This is a genomic window from Domibacillus robiginosus (assembly GCF_000966195.1).
GTDB lineage: Bacteria > Bacillota > Bacilli > Bacillales > Domibacillaceae > Domibacillus > Domibacillus robiginosus.
This window is the reverse complement of record NZ_LAHL01000055.1, coordinates 1-14,423: the sequence shown is the minus strand read 5'-3', so window position 1 is coordinate 14,423 and position 14,423 is coordinate 1. Positions and strand designations below refer to the sequence as shown.

At 41.9% G+C, this 14,423-nt stretch carries 16 protein-coding genes; 13 read left to right on the top strand and 3 right to left on the bottom strand.

Annotated elements, in window-relative coordinates; translation table 11 throughout:
• Window positions 1-172: 172 nt before the first annotated feature.
• A complete protein-coding gene (locus tag VP97_RS20040) occupies window positions 173-1,735 on the top strand; it encodes a histidine kinase N-terminal 7TM domain-containing diguanylate cyclase (protein WP_050183934.1) in 1,563 nt (520 codons plus the stop codon).
• A gap of 409 nt (window positions 1,736-2,144) precedes the next feature.
• Here the strand turns inward: VP97_RS20040 and VP97_RS20030 are convergent, their stop codons facing one another.
• A complete protein-coding gene (locus tag VP97_RS20030; protein ID WP_050183932.1) occupies window positions 2,145-3,422 on the bottom strand; it encodes a M48 family metallopeptidase in 1,278 nt (425 codons plus the stop codon).
• A 621-nt stretch (window positions 3,423-4,043) separates the two neighbouring features.
• On the opposite strand from VP97_RS20030, the gene VP97_RS20025 reads away from it, so the two are divergent.
• The 5 genes from VP97_RS20025 to VP97_RS24070 all read left to right on the top strand — a co-directional run bounded on the left by VP97_RS20025 (window position 4,044) and on the right by VP97_RS24070 (window position 8,474).
• The gene (locus VP97_RS20025) at window positions 4,044-5,366 is read left to right on the top strand and encodes a PD-(D/E)XK nuclease family protein (protein WP_050183931.1); all 1,323 of its coding nucleotides are present in this window, start codon (window positions 4,044-4,046) and stop codon (window positions 5,364-5,366) included.
• Between the two features lie 397 nt (window positions 5,367-5,763).
• Entirely contained in the window at window positions 5,764-6,423 is a 660-nt protein-coding gene (locus VP97_RS20020) for a hypothetical protein (RefSeq protein ID WP_050183930.1), read from the top strand.
• Window positions 6,424-6,564: 141 nt separating this feature from the next.
• Window positions 6,565-7,461 carry a TIGR01777 family oxidoreductase gene (locus VP97_RS20015; RefSeq protein WP_050183929.1) on the top strand — a complete coding sequence of 299 codons (897 nt, stop codon included), beginning with the start codon at window positions 6,565-6,567 and terminating at the stop codon, window positions 7,459-7,461.
• A gap of 56 nt (window positions 7,462-7,517) precedes the next feature.
• Window positions 7,518-8,144: a TVP38/TMEM64 family protein gene (locus tag VP97_RS20010; RefSeq protein WP_050183928.1), complete on the top strand. Its 627-nt coding sequence runs from the start codon at window positions 7,518-7,520 to the stop codon at window positions 8,142-8,144.
• A gap of 180 nt (window positions 8,145-8,324) precedes the next feature.
• A complete protein-coding gene (locus tag VP97_RS24070; protein WP_156153574.1) occupies window positions 8,325-8,474 on the top strand; it encodes a hypothetical protein in 150 nt (49 codons plus the stop codon).
• A gap of 37 nt (window positions 8,475-8,511) precedes the next feature.
• Here the strand turns inward: VP97_RS24070 and VP97_RS20005 are convergent, their stop codons facing one another.
• Window positions 8,512-8,901 (bottom strand): hypothetical protein, encoded by a 390-nt coding sequence (locus VP97_RS20005; protein WP_050183927.1) that lies wholly within the window; start codon window positions 8,899-8,901, stop codon window positions 8,512-8,514.
• A 185-nt stretch (window positions 8,902-9,086) separates the two neighbouring features.
• Here VP97_RS20005 and VP97_RS20000 point away from each other — a divergent pair, with 185 nt between their 5' ends.
• The 4 genes from VP97_RS20000 to VP97_RS19985 all read left to right on the top strand — a co-directional run bounded on the left by VP97_RS20000 (window position 9,087) and on the right by VP97_RS19985 (window position 11,918).
• Window positions 9,087-9,782, top strand: a complete 696-nt coding sequence (locus VP97_RS20000; protein WP_050183926.1) for a hypothetical protein — start codon at window positions 9,087-9,089, stop codon at window positions 9,780-9,782.
• 224 nt (window positions 9,783-10,006) lie between these two features.
• Window positions 10,007-10,354 carry a PadR family transcriptional regulator gene (locus tag VP97_RS19995; RefSeq protein ID WP_050183925.1) on the top strand — a complete coding sequence of 116 codons (348 nt, stop codon included), beginning with the start codon at window positions 10,007-10,009 and terminating at the stop codon, window positions 10,352-10,354.
• Window positions 10,335-11,348 (top strand): HAAS signaling domain-containing protein, encoded by a 1,014-nt coding sequence (locus VP97_RS19990; RefSeq protein WP_245629945.1) that lies wholly within the window; start codon window positions 10,335-10,337, stop codon window positions 11,346-11,348. The genes VP97_RS19995 and VP97_RS19990 overlap by 20 nt, the downstream gene beginning before the upstream one ends.
• A 132-nt stretch (window positions 11,349-11,480) precedes the next feature.
• Entirely contained in the window at window positions 11,481-11,918 is a 438-nt protein-coding gene (locus VP97_RS19985) for a hypothetical protein (RefSeq protein ID WP_050183923.1), read from the top strand.
• Between the two features lie 24 nt (window positions 11,919-11,942).
• Here VP97_RS19985 and VP97_RS19980 read toward each other — a convergent pair whose 3' ends face one another.
• On the bottom strand, window positions 11,943-12,662 hold the full coding sequence (locus tag VP97_RS19980; protein ID WP_050183922.1) for a hypothetical protein: 720 nt from the start codon (window positions 12,660-12,662) through the stop codon (window positions 11,943-11,945).
• A gap of 237 nt (window positions 12,663-12,899) precedes the next feature.
• On the opposite strand from VP97_RS19980, the gene VP97_RS19975 reads away from it, so the two are divergent.
• The 3 genes from VP97_RS19975 to VP97_RS19965 are packed head-to-tail and all read left to right on the top strand — an operon-like array spanning window position 12,900 to window position 14,301.
• Window positions 12,900-13,331 (top strand): MarR family winged helix-turn-helix transcriptional regulator, encoded by a 432-nt coding sequence (locus tag VP97_RS19975; RefSeq protein WP_050183921.1) that lies wholly within the window; start codon window positions 12,900-12,902, stop codon window positions 13,329-13,331.
• A 20-nt stretch (window positions 13,332-13,351) separates the two neighbouring features.
• Window positions 13,352-13,987, top strand: a complete 636-nt coding sequence (locus VP97_RS19970; RefSeq protein WP_050183920.1) for a nitroreductase family protein — start codon at window positions 13,352-13,354, stop codon at window positions 13,985-13,987.
• Window positions 13,988-14,004: 17 nt separating this feature from the next.
• Window positions 14,005-14,301, top strand: a complete 297-nt coding sequence (locus tag VP97_RS19965; RefSeq protein WP_050183919.1) for a putative quinol monooxygenase — start codon at window positions 14,005-14,007, stop codon at window positions 14,299-14,301.
• Window positions 14,302-14,423 lie beyond the last annotated feature (122 nt).

Sequence of the window (14,423 nt, the reverse complement as noted above, 5' to 3'; positions counted from 1 at the left end):
ATATTGTTTTATTTAGATAAAAAAAACGATAAATAAGAAGAATATAGAACAAAAAATTCATAGAAAATCCTTATTTTAAAGGGAAAGGTATAAAAGATCTCAACGCGAGAAGAGCTCAAAATGATATAGTAAGAAAGAGTACTATACCTTTTTAATAAGTGAGGAGACATATATGCCGCACCACATACTGATGTACGTGCTGGTCTTAATCACGGGTGCCTCAGTGAGTATTTTTTTAGGAATCTATTCATTTAAAAAAATCCGGAATGCGCCCGGTGGAAAATACTTTTGTGCAGCTGCGTTTTTGTCCGCTTTGTTTGCTGCTGCCTATTCGTTTGAATTAACATCCACATCGCTGGAAAGGATTTTGTTCTGGGTAGCCGTCGAATATATAGCTATTCCTTTTTTACCGACCGTCATTTTACTTATGTGTATCGATTACACTGGCCGAAAGCTGAAAAGGTGGATGAATGCTATCTTGTTCAGTATTCCGCTTCTTACTCTTTTGCTGCATTGGACGAATTCTTTTCATCATTTGTATTATACATCTGTCGGTTTGCGAACAGATGCGAGTTACCCGGTCGCAAAGCTGGAAGGGGGTCCCTGGTTCTGGATCCAAACCGTTTATCTTTATTTCTGCCTGCTGGTTAGTGTGTCCATTCTGCTCTGGCAGCTGAAAAAAGTATCCTTCCGTTTTCAGGCACAAATTTTTCTGATGGTGATCGGCCTTTTGATTCCACCTGCTGCCACTCTTTTTTATTTAAATGGCTGGAGCAGCGGTATTGATTTGGGTCCTATTTCGATGTGCCTGTCGTTTTTATTTCATGGGGCGGCCCTGCTCTGGTTTCAAATGTTCGATGTTGTCCCAATTGCCCGGGAAACAGTATTTGAAAGTCTGGAAGAAGGCGTGATGGTGCTGAATAAAAACGAGGTGATTGTGGATTACAATCAGGCGCTGAAAATGGTACTTCCTTCTTTAACCGTTCATATGATTGGCAAGCCTCTTGAGGAAGTCATCCGTTCAAAGGAGCGGCTGGCGGCGATTATACAACGCGGTCAGGAAAGCGACTATCAATTGACTCGAGGTGGAAGGGAGCTTCATTTCCATATTCGTTTTGCGTCGATGAAGAATAAAAGAAAAGAGATCATTGGCCGCATTATTACATTTATTAATGTAACTGAGCGGGTGGAGATGGAGAAACAATTGCAGAAACTTGCTCGAATGGATGGCTTGACGGGTGTGCTGAACCGGACTTTTTTTCTGGAGCAGGCGGAAGCAGCCTGCCAGCGGCTGAAAAAGGAAGACGGCAGCGTATCCATAATTATGTTAGACATTGACCATTTTAAGCGGGTGAATGATACGTTTGGTCATGAAGCCGGAGATCTCGTTTTAAAAAAACTAACACACATTGTCAGGGAAAACATACAGCCAAATGATTTGCTCGCCCGTTATGGCGGTGAAGAGTTTATTATTTTTCTTCCGGATGTGTCTTTGTTCAAGGCACACGAACGGGCGGAAGTCATTCGTACGGCTATAGCGGAAGCAGCCATATTTATAAATGAAGAAACGCTGCATATTACTTCAAGCTTTGGTCTTTCTTATGCACAACTTGAACCTTTTGAAACAGATTCTCCTGTACAAATGCTTATGCGAGAAGCGGATCAGGCGCTGTATACCGCTAAACGCAACGGCCGAAACCGTGTCCAGGTATTTAAGCAGGCGCTTAAATCATAAAAATGGCCGCTTTCATCAAGCAGGCTGTCAATTTTGAAGAAGCAGAGCTATCTGCTTCTCAGTGTGTAGACAAAGTCTTTCTCTATCAAAAAAGAGCCGATAAGTGGCGTTGAAGATCAATCACCCAGGCGGTGGATAAAAAAGGGAAAATACAACCTTTTCGCTCTATACACCCTTGGTGCAAGCCACTTGGCGGCGTCCGGCTCAGCGCCTGCCCCATGGAAAGCGAAGCTGTCCGGACGCTGCCGATCCAGTCTGGTCATGTGCATGGTCACTAATACTTTATCTACAGTCTGAAGCAGAGTTATCTGCTTTTTTTTATCTAGAAATATTTGCGCAGAATGAATGTTTAAGGTGAGCATCCAGCAACACTGTCTCGCTTCTTGCTGCCTAAAATGCTTTTTTTCAGTCAAGAAGGAGGCTCGCTTTGGTCAGCATGCGTATCCTCATATTTATCGAAGAAATCAATTCGTTCTGTAATACGCGGATGCGATCCGGTCATGAAATGAATAACAGCCGGCTCATACCCGGTTGATTTACCATTTTTCGTTAGTTTTTGAAAAGCGGTAATAGCTGCTTCTTTATTCCCTGTTCGCTCAATTGCATAACGATCTGCTTCTACTTCATAAAGGCGGCTTTGCCAATTACCAATTGGAGAAGCCAGAAAGGAAATGAGACTAAACGAGATAATAAGCAGTGGCAGAACAGCAATATCATGTTGATCTTTAAGTCCCCAGTGATCGCCCCATTTTCTACGCAGCCAATGAAACAAACAAATTGTTGCAAAAGCGGTAAAAAAGCTAACCAGCACTTGAAGTGCCAGACCTTTGTAGATATGTCCCATTTTATAGTGGGCAATTTCGTGCGCCATCACAAATTTGATTTCATCGATGGTCAGTTCTTTAATGGCCGTATCACCAAGTACAATTTGCATATTGCTTCCAAAGCCATTTACAAAAGCATTAATTGTATTGGTTTGCTTGGACATATTCATTTCCAGAATTTTCGCTTCTCCAATACCGGCTTCATAGGCCAGCTCTTGAATTTCGATTTTGACTTTTTCGTTTTCAAGCGGTTTGTAGTCATTGAAAAGCGGCGCAATAAACACAGGTGAGATAAACATCAGAAGAATCGTTAATGGCAGTGATGCAGCCCAGGAAGCAAGCCACCATTTTCTTGGGAACTTTTTAATCGCTAAAAACAGCAGCCAGACAAGTGGAATCCCTATCACGAGATCTAAACCAAAGCTGAGGCCTAAATCACCAAGCCAGGAAGCCGCTGATTGATTCGACAGGCCATAGTTTCGGGACAGCCGATAAAAAAAGAAGTCCAGCGGTAAATAAATCAGTGTCAGGACCATGCTGAAAAAGAAATAATAGAAGCCTGTCTGCCAAAATGAGTTTCGAAAGCGCGTAACGGCTTGATTGCGCCATTTAATCGACAGTGTCATCAAAAACAGCACAATAACGATATCAAGCGGTGTTTGCAAAAAAAAGGTGAAGTAGTGAATAGTGTCTAAATGATGCGCTTCCGCTATTTCCTTTTCTGTCATGAATTGCTTCGGATCTGCACTCGTGCCAGCGTACTCATTTGGAACATAGCCTGGTTCAAGGTTGAGCAAATATACGCTGACACCGACTGCATACAAAAGATAACAAATAAGAAAGCCCCATAAAAATTTTTTCACTAAGCTCTTCCTTTCAAATGTCAAAATAAAGATGAACCTCTGTATCCTAAAAATAAGAGAACAATGAATGCTTTGTTTTTCCTTCATCTGCAGTGGCAGGTTAAGAGGACACCCGTTCATTATATTCAGTTAGCTGCCTTTTATATGTTTAATCGGATATTGTACAGGAATGAAATGTATCTGTTCAGCAAAAGGCAGCCACTAATAAGAAAAAAATGCACATACAAAATGCCTCTGCCATTAAAGAATAACAAAGGAATTTTCTAAGAAGCCGTATTAAAAAAATAAAAAGACATTTTGTAAAACGCTGACTTTTTTCGACATACGTGTAAAGAAAAATCTGATAAAATGGCTAACAAGACAAAAGACTTAGAAATATTTGTTTTTGAAGAAAATAAGATTACGAGAAGGGCTGCATAATGATATATATAGTAGAAGCTCCTGCACAGCCTGGTTACTCAAAACAATGTATCCAAAGAGAAGACAGACGAAGTTAGGAAGCAGCCTGATACATTAGTTTAATGCCACTGAAAGAACCGGGCGCCCCAGGGTTTGAAGTTGAATCCGTATATACATTTTTTAAGCCCATTTTTTCCTATACCTAAAAAAGGAGGAAAGAAATTGAAAAATGGGGAATGTCCAAACTGCAGCTCACCTTTCATAAAAGACACAGCAGAGCACCTGCATATTGATCAAAACAGGGCTCTTAAGTCCGGAGATTTTTTGACTTTCATCTGCTCCGCAAATTGTGGTTATGAGGAGGGAAGGCCAGACGAAGAAGCTTACCCGAGGATCATTGCCGAACGCAGGGATTCACTGCTTCTTCTTTATCCAAATGACCAGGGCCGTGTATATAAAAAAACGGAGAATACGCTGTATCCCGCAATGCATGTCGAGGCAATTTTACGGTTTGGCGGATGGGATGAATACAACGGAGAGCATACAGCGGTGTGGGTCGACGCACATGCAGAAAAAGCGGAAGAGCCGAAAAGCTTGTTTGCGTTTGCGGCGAGTGAGCTATTACAGGATTCCTTTTTGTGCTGGTTTGTGCAATGGGCGGGACTGAACGGGGAAGCGGCTGATAAAGCTCTCCATAAAACAGCACAGCTATTCCTGGAGCGGATTTTCCGAAAGCATGGAGAAGTACTGCCAGAGATCAAATCTCTTAAAGTGATTCAACAGTTTAAAGAGCTGGATATCTTGATTTTAGTTAATGAGCATGCAGCTGTTTTGATTGAAGGTAAAACCTGTTCAAGTAACTATTCAGATCAGCTGGTCCGTTATTTAGAAGCAGTTAAACAAGAGTATCCTAACCGAAAGCCGCTGCCGATTTTTTATCAATCAGCGAGCCAGAGTCATTATCGGTCGTATGAAGGAGCAGGGTATAGGCCATTTATACGGGAAGAGATGATGAATGTTATGAACGAGGGGAAAAGTCTAGGCGTACAAAACGATGTTTTCTTGGATTACCTAAAACGGCTGGAAGCGCTTGAGGCAGGGTACCAGTCGTACCGATGGCTTCCTGTTTCGGGCTGGACTTCTGCGTCATGGCAAGGATTTTACAGGCTGCTTCAAAGTGAGCTTGGAAGAGGAGACTGGGGCTATGTAGCAAATGGAAGCGGTGGATTTCAAGGGTTTTGGTGGACGAAAGATCCAAGCCATGCATGTTATTTCCAAATCGAGCAAAGCCGCTTATGCATCAAGCTAGCAGAGCCAGATCCGCTCCGCCAGCGAGAAGCGCGGATGAAAGCTTTTACTCGCCTGATCCAGGAGGACGACATTAAAGAGCTGTTTTTTCAAAAGCCAGTCCGTTACCAAAATGGAAAAATAATGACTATTATGGTGAAAACAGATTATTTACAGATGAAGGAAGACGGAGGATTAGATATACAAAACACCGTCCGCCTATTAAAAGAAATCGATAAAAAGATCACTCTTTTTTAACATTCAATGCGATGGGCCCAGCCGCCGGATTCATCCGGTGGCTTTTTTATTTTCTATAACAGTGAAATAGTGCTGGTTATTTGTTGATAAAGCTACTCCCTTATTTTACAAAAAATAGTTTCAAGGCATATTGCTTTAGAGATAACTGAAAAAGAAGGTAATTTGAAGTCAATTCGGTCCTGTTTTGCAGCTGTTATGGCCTAGAGAAGGCTTGGGTTTGCTATCTTTTTCGGTTCGTTCTATGATAGAGAAAAAGTCCGTCTATGACAAATAACCTACAAGTACAAGCGGAAAATCTCAATTCTTCTTAAGTAAATAAAAATAGTAAAGTCTGTTCAGCTAATCTATTATGGTTTCTTCTAGGATACAGCTGGGTTAAAAGTGAGCGTGGTCATGAGTGGGAAGGTTATCCTTAAAAATAAAATGGATTTTATTTATATGCTTGTTAATCGCCATGGCAGCAGTCCTCTTTGTTGGTACAATGCGATATGTGGAAACAAAACAAGCAATTAGCCGGCTGGCTCCAGATGTAAAGAAAACAGCAGAAATCTGGTCAAAGGAAATAACGACAAAACAAGTAAAAGAATTAATGCACAATAAAAACAGAAATAGCAAGGTGGGCCAGAAGCTTGAAGAACACTTTAACCGTCTTTCCAGGCATGAGTCTCTTATTACACATGGGTACATATTTGGTGCGGAATTGAAAAATGGCACGGATACCCGTTTTATGGCAGCGCCAACCGCTTTAGCAAATGTAGTAGAGAAAAACGGTGTAAAGACAGGCGATTTTTATACACAGCCTGCCAACATTGCAAATGTAGTAGAAGAAATGAAAAAAAAGAAAACGATGATTGTATCCGAGCCTTATACAGATGACTACGGAACATGGCTGACAGTCGTCAAACCATATGTCGATGAACGGGGAGACGTTTTTGCGTATTACGGTATTGATTATGACGTCCAGCCTTATATGGATCGTCAGCGGAAAGTGCTGCTCATGACAGGAAGTGTTCTTTTGATACTGCTGCTGGCAGTTGTTTTTCTATTTATCAATTAAATTGATTAAGAAACAGCTTACTCCAACAATGATTGGAGTATTTTTTTAATGAGGAAAATATTTCCTTGATGTGCTAAAGTAAAGGAGAATAATTACCGTGCATTTCATGAAATACCAATTTCACAAAAGCGGGGTTTTGAAATGAAAAAAGTTGTGTTAGCAGGCGGAACAGGATTTATCGGTCAGTATATGACAGAACGATTTAGGGAGCTTGGTTACACTGTTCATATTATTTCTCGACAGGCACCACATATTTCCTGGGGAAACAAGCAGGGCATTATCGAAGCGCTGGACGGTGCGGATCTGCTAGTGAATCTAGCAGGGAAATCGGTCAACTGCCGTTATAATGAGGCAAACAAACGAGAAATTATGGTTTCGAGAACAAGTACGACAAAACAGCTTGGTGAAGCGGTCCAGGTATGTGAACAGCCGCCAAAAGTATGGATAAATTCAAGTACAGCAACCATCTATCGGCATGCAGAAGACCGTCCTATGACAGAAGAAGACGGAGAGATAGGGGCAGGATTTTCAGTCGATGTCGCTAAAAGTTGGGAAGAAGCGTTTTTCTCACTGGATTTGCCCGACACGCGGCAAATTGCTCTGCGCATTGCGATTGTGCTTGGTCCCGGTGGAGGTGTGATGACACCCTATCAGAATTTAGTGAAATTTGGTCTTGGAGGTCACCAGGGAAGCGGGCGGCAGCGATTTAGCTGGATACACGTCGAGGATGTGTTCGGCATTGTCATGTTTTTAAAGGACCGTCCGCATTTGAGCGGGGTTTTCAACTGCTCGGCTCCAAATCCTGTACAAAATGACGAATTGATGGCAGCGATCAGGAGAGCTATGAAGGTGCCGTTTGGTCTGCCAGCACCGCGGTGGATGCTGGAGCTTGGCGCTAAAGTGATCCGAACAGAAACGGAGCTTGTGCTGAAGAGCCGATGGGTGCTTCCGGAGCGGCTAGAGCGGGAAGGCTATACGTTTTTATTTCCAACATTGGATGAAGCGCTTCGATCTATTTTATCTTCTAAAAAAACCTGACGGGTCTATTTTATGGTAAACTAAACAAAGCAACGTGAGGAAAGAAGAGGTGCACTATGATTAAAAGAATCGTCAGCCTTGCCGTTCTTGCCGGCATTCTGCTGCTTGGTATTACACAAAAAGAAGGACTGCTTCATATCGTCAATGAAGGAGGCACATACGCTGTTTTAGTCAGCATGCTTCTTGTAGCCATTTGTGTGTTTGTTCCGATTGTGCCGTTTCCTGTACTTGCTGGCCTCATTGGCGGTATTTTCGGAACAACAGAAGGCGTACTTGTTACGCTCAGCGGCTCTATGATTGGAACGATGCTGTTTTTCTATATTGCCCGATATGGCTTTAAAGAATGGGCGCAGGCAAAGCTCGATCAGTATCCGCAGGTGAAAGAATATGAGGAGAAATTGCACAAAAATGCGTTTCTCGCGATTCTGCTTGTGCGTGTCGTACCGTTTGTTCCATCTCCAGTTGTCAACATTGTCTGCGGTTTAAGCCGTGTTAATGGCTTTGTATTTTTCCTGGCTTCAACTATTGGAAAGCTGCCGAATATTCTTCTGCTTTCTTTTGCCGGTGCAAGCTTTTCGGAAAACAAATGGTTCTCATTTGGGCTGTACGGTATATATGTACTTATTATCATGGCCGTCAATTATGTGATTGTATATAGACGAATGAATAAAGTGCCGGAATAAACCGGCACTTTTTTTGTTTTTAAAAAAACAAGAAAAACAAAGAAAATAAAAGCAAGAAGAAGAAAAAGATTGATGATACACGCTTACATGGTCGATGTTTCCGTTTTCATTAGGTTTTTCATTTATGTGGACCTGTAGGATAATAAAGGCAAGTTAAGAGCGACGAGGGGAGATAATAAAATGACTAAATATATGATCGATACAGCAATGGTGTTAAAAGAAAAAGCAGGCTTTGGAAAGTACGTACAGGCGATTTCAGCGGCAGTAAAGAGCTACCGCCAGTCTATGGATCAGTACGGAGAAGCCATCATTAAAGTAAAAGCAAGATAATCCTTTTTATATAAAATCAAAAAGCCAATTCTCATTTTTAATGAGAATTGGCTTTTTTTATGGCCCGCCGCTTGAACTTGACCCTTTTAGCAGGCTGTATTCCTCTCTTGGACGCCTTGTCCATTAGGAAAATACAAGTAAGGGAAAAGCCGATAAAGGAATGAATCCAGAAGATGCCTGAAAGTCCGTTGATGCCGGCCGCAAGCAATGTGACTACTATTAAATAAAAAGCACCCATGCAATGTATGATTGTGCGGAATCTAATTTTCCCCTGTACTCTCGCTTTTTTGATCGCAACAGCAGAGCGGAACAGCTGCCAAAGAAATACAGCAATCGTTACGAAGAAAAAAGTGTAGGATACTGCGCGAATGATATTTTGTTCTGTCAGCCATTCCATTGACAGAATGAGACGGATCATTTCATCCATGTTTTTGCTCCTTTCTATATGAGGAAAATAGGGAGATAAAACCATCATGCCCAATAAAAGGTCCGTTCAAACAAGTGTCATCTATTTTACCAATCGTCCTTTCTGCCCGGAGGGATCTTTCATCTCACCGCGAATAATATAAGAGAGCAGCAAGATCAGGTATTTTACTGGGCAGGGGGGATTTGTTGAGAAACTATGCTTTGCTGGTTCTATTAGCTGTTTTGCTTGCAGGCTGTCGTTCCGATACGCTGGAAGAAAGTCAGACAGACGCCATTGATTGGGCTGATTTTGTTAAATGGAATGGAGTGGAGTATTACGGCATTCATACCGGAATTTTAGCAGACAGAAAAGCCGTTGGCGACAAAGTTGGACAGGTTACCTTTACAGTAGCAGAGCAGATTACCGACCCATCCTACCAAACAAAAGATGGCGATGCCGCTTTTTATAAAAAAGGAACTGGATTTTATGCCGTAAAAGGTCACCCGGGCCTGCTGGCTGTAAGGGACGAACAAGCGAAGAATGGATACAAACTTTATTACTCAACAAATTTAAGCGGCTACAAGTGGCATTTTGCCAATGTCCCGACTGAAAAAGTCATTCGTGCTGACATTTTTAAAAAAGGAGAAAAACAGGGCAAAACAATCACCGGTTCGGATTTAAAGCAGTTGTTAAAAGTATTAATCGCAAGTGAATCAGTGGATTATTTTACACCAGATACAAAGAAAAAAGCTTCATCCTATGAGATAGTGCTGTATACTGGGGATATTATCGCTTATCAGTATAGTATACAGTACGATGGAACAACGTACTATTGGCATCCGTGGGATACCGCCATTTTATCAAATGAAATTGAACAATTTCTCGTTAATCAAAGCAAATAATGCAAAGAAAACAATTGTATAAAAGTTTCCAGAATAAAAGAGAAGGCATATGAATCTTAAACCATATGCCTTCTCTTTTTTCTTTTAAATTAGGATGTGAAGGGTTATTTTCGTAGGGAAAAAGCTGAATCATTTTTTTAAAAGCAGAATAGAATGCAGGGTATAGTGTTATTTACTTTAAAATACTGTGCGATACACGGTATGAGGAGATGGGTGATAAACGCATGGATTCTTTACCAAACTCGTTTACGACAGAGCTGAGAAGGGGCACGCTTACGCTGGCTGTTTTAAGCCAGCTTCATACACCACAATACGGCTATTCACTTGTACAAAGACTTGAAGAAGCTGGAATAGCTATTGAACAAAGTACATTGTATCCGCTCCTGCGCCGATTAGAAAAACAGAAACTCGTGACGAGCAGTTGGGACACAACCGAAAGCAGGCCGCGCAAGTATTATTTATTGAGTGGCCATGGCACAGAAGTATACAGACAATTAAAAAGAGAGTGGAAGAAGATGACACTCGAACTGAAACCACTTTTAAAAGGGGCTGATGAAGTTGAATTTGATTGATGTTTATGTGTATGAAGTAACGAAAAGGCTGCCTCAAAAAACAAGGGATGATATAGCATTGGAGCTAAGATCAGCCATTGAGGATACATTGCCGGAACGCCCTGCGGAAGAAGAGGTAAAAGCCGCTCTTTCAAAGCTTGGCGATCCAGCCCTGCTCGCTGCAAGCTATCGTGATACGCCTGCTTATTTAATTGGACCAAACGTTTATGACGCTTATATTCAAACATTAAAACTGGTGATTCCCTGGGCTATCTTCGTTACGATCTTCATTCACATTGCCGAAAGTATAGTATCTTTTTCCGGAGCAGAAACAACTCTATTTGTGGCAATTAAAACGTTCAGTACCATAATTGCCAGTGTCATTATGGTGCTTATCCAGGTATTGTTCTGGTTCACGCTTGTTTTCTGTGTGATAGAGAGGGCGGGCGCAATAAAAGGGGGACACCGATTAATAACAAGTAAAACTTTCTGGACACCAGATGATTTAAAAAATATTGACATGATTCCCAAGAAAAAAGCCATTTCAAATGGAGAAGTGGTATTTGGCTTCGTCTGGACGATTGCCTGGGGCCTTGTTTATTTTAATGCCGATCATCTTGTAGGAATTTACAGGTCAGAAGGCAGCGGCGAATTACAGTTTGTTATGCCTATATTTAATCAAGGGACATTACAATCATTTTGGTTGATCATTGTTGCTTTTATTTTGTTGGATTTAGGGTTGGCCCTTTATAAAGGGGCATCCAAAAAATGGACGATGAGACTTGCTTATGTAAACGCGGTGATCCATGGACTGGGCCTCGTTGCATTCGTCGTGATTGCAAGCGATCCAAATTTAATGAATGGAGCAATAATTCCTTACATGGCGGAATTATTGGAAACGACATCCTCCTCTGTCACACAGGCCATTGAATGGATATGGCGGCTTGTTGCAGCTGGATTTGTTGTCAGCACGATTATGGAAATTATTGATAGTTATCGAAAAGCGAGAATGTAATGAACACGATACTTCCAGGCAGCTCAGGTGGTCTTAAAGGGTGTGAATCCATGCATTCATATATGAATTATAGGATAAGTTCTATATAATAAAAGAAACTATTAGCATCCATTTATTGAGGAGTATACGTGCATGATCGATTACTTTACAGAGAATTTAACTGATATCTTTCCACTGATTTTCATAGGGCTCGCCGGCTGGCTTTTATGGAAAAAAGGCAAATTAAAAGTTGTTACAAAAATAGCTTATGTGTATAAGCAGGGCTTGAATCACTTGCGTGTTTCTTTCAAAAGATTTAACGGCTTTGACGAGTATTCCTTCTGGTTGAAAAAGGGAGCGTCTATGACACTCGTTTACGAAGTGACAGTGGAACAAGGAGAGCTGCAGCTTGAATGGCGGAACCGAAAAAAACAAGTGTGGAAGCACGTTTTCACAGCAGATGAAAGCGGGACAGTATCATTTACAGCAGAGCGCCACCTTTATGTTCTGCAGCTAGACGGCAAGCGGGCAAAAGGCGGCTGCCGCATCGAATTGATAAATCAGAAAGCAAAAAAAGGCGGTGTTTCGTGACCGCCTTTTTTTATTTGAACAGCCTCAATAATCTGTAACAGCTTCTACAGTGAAAAGTGCCGGATTCCAATTTGTCTTTTTTGCCTGAGTAGAAGTCCATAAGTTTTCCAGCAGTCTGGCCATCATTTGTTTGGACGGAACATAGCCATAGCGCTGAAAATAAACAAAGTACTGCAGGTAAAGAGCAGCAGATGCAGGCAGGTGAACATGTTCCAGATAATAACGGTTTTCGGTGACAGTGGCCATTGAGTATGTTTCAAACCCAGATAGAAAGCGGGTCCGTCTACCATTATATAGATTGTCAATAAAATGAAGATTTCGGATGACTGACGGATCATCCTCTCCGTCTGCATTGGCGATCCGCAGCTGCCGGCCTGGTGGTATATCCTCTACATTGTCGGTAAAAATAGTTGTATGGACAAACGCTTTATCAAAGTCATCCATCTTAGCCGTGAAGCTTGTTTCGTTCAAGTAATCGACCAGCTTTAATATCGTTTGCTCATCTGCATAAGAAGGGCGGTGAACCTGCCGCATATATTTAAGCTCGGTTAATGATTCGCATTCCCAGCGCATGCTGAGGTACCATTGATGGTGATCATCTTTGATAAGGGCATGGGGATGTTCTGCGTGTTGGTAGCTTGTAAACCGGTCAGGCCGGTCGAACATATACGGTTCTGGTAAGGCAGCCTGGAAGCCGGATAAAGAGCCTGGGTGATTAATGGGAATCATCATATCTATCCACATGAAAAACACTCCTTTAAGGAAAATAGCTTTAACAGCCCAGTTTTCATTCTTTATCCAGGCAGTGCTAAAAGCAAACATGGAGGGGAAGCTGTCCATTTTTAATATAGCCACTGTCTGCCGGGGTATTCGTTAGCAGGATAAATCATTTGACACTAATCGTTCTTATATTGTATATTGTTTGATGCATCAAACATTGACCCATCAAACAATTAGCGGGATGGATAGGAGAAGGTGTTTTTGATCAATTTACACAGTAAAGATGAGGAAATCATCTATTATTTGCATGAAATCAATAAGGGGATCATGCCGAAGTTTGAACGCTGCACAGGTGTAAGCCAGTCCCGTCTAGAGCTGCTGCATGTATTGTTTGAAGTGGAGGAAATCAGCCAGACAGCTTTACAGAAAAAGGTGAATATTGATCATGCAGCTGTAACCAGGCACTTAAAGCAGCTCGAGGAACGCGGTACAGTTGTGCGCCGCAAAAATCCCGATGACAACCGCGTCACCTTTGTTCGTTTAACCGAAGAGGGACGCGGACGGCTGGAGGGTTACTGCAGAGAGAAAAAGCGGTTTATTCAAAATGTTCTGCAGGGTATTTCAGAAGCTGACCGAGATCATCTTGCTGACGTTCTCGCCCATATACAAAAGAACGTTAAAGAGATTCAGTAAAAAATAAAGGAGAGACATCTATGAATAACACAAAAACAAATGACTTTCAGGAAATTCTAACCGGCCGCCGCTCGATTCGATATTATGACCCTTCAGTGAAAATCAGCCGCGAGGAAATGAAGGAAATATTAGAGAGCGCAGCGCTTGCGCCATCTTCTGTTAACCTGCAGCCGTGGCGTTTTCTAGTAATCGATACACCGGAAGGTAAAGAAACTCTTGCACCGCTTGCCCGATTTAACCAGTCTCAGGTAGAAACATCTGCCGCAGTCATTGCCGTTTTTGCTGATATGAACAGCAATGATTATTTGGATGAAATTTACGAAACAGCCGTTCAAAAAGGATTTATGCCGGAAGACGTGAAAAACCAGCAGGTCAAATCAATCAAGGGTTTTTTTGAAGTCATGACGACCGATCAGTTAAAGGAAATGAACTTGATTGACGCAGGTCTTGTTTCCATGCAGCTGATGCTTGTAGCCCGTGCTCATGGATATGATACAAATCCAATTGGCGGATTTGAAAAGAATAAAATTGCCGAAGCATTTGGCATGGATAAAAACCGGTACTATCCAGTGATGCTTATTTCCATTGGGAAAGCGGCGAACAAAGGCTATCAGTCGGTTCGTATGCCTATTGATCAAATTACAGAGTGGCGTTAAAAAAGGAGGAGATAAAAATGATTATTATTCACGCACGCTTTCAAGTAAATGCAGCCAAGGAAGAGGCGTTTTTAGCCCAGATTCGTTCACTTGTTGAAGGATCAAGAGCAGAAGCCGGCAATATTTCGTATGATTTAATGAAAGATACGGAACAGGAGCAGGTTTATACGATGGTAGAAGTATGGAAGGATGCAGAAGCGGTTGCTCTCCACAATACGAGCAGCCACTTTACGGCTTTCGTTGGTCAGGCATCTGAATTTTTGACAGCGCCGCTAGAAGTTAGCAGCTACGAAGCTTCTCCTTTAGCCAAATAAATAATCTTTGAAAAGCAGTCGAATTTTTTCGGCTGCTTCAGTGTGTAGACAAAGTCTTTTTCTTTTAAAAAAAGAGCCGATAGGTGAAGCCTGCCGGACTTCGCGTTCCGCGGGCAGTGCGG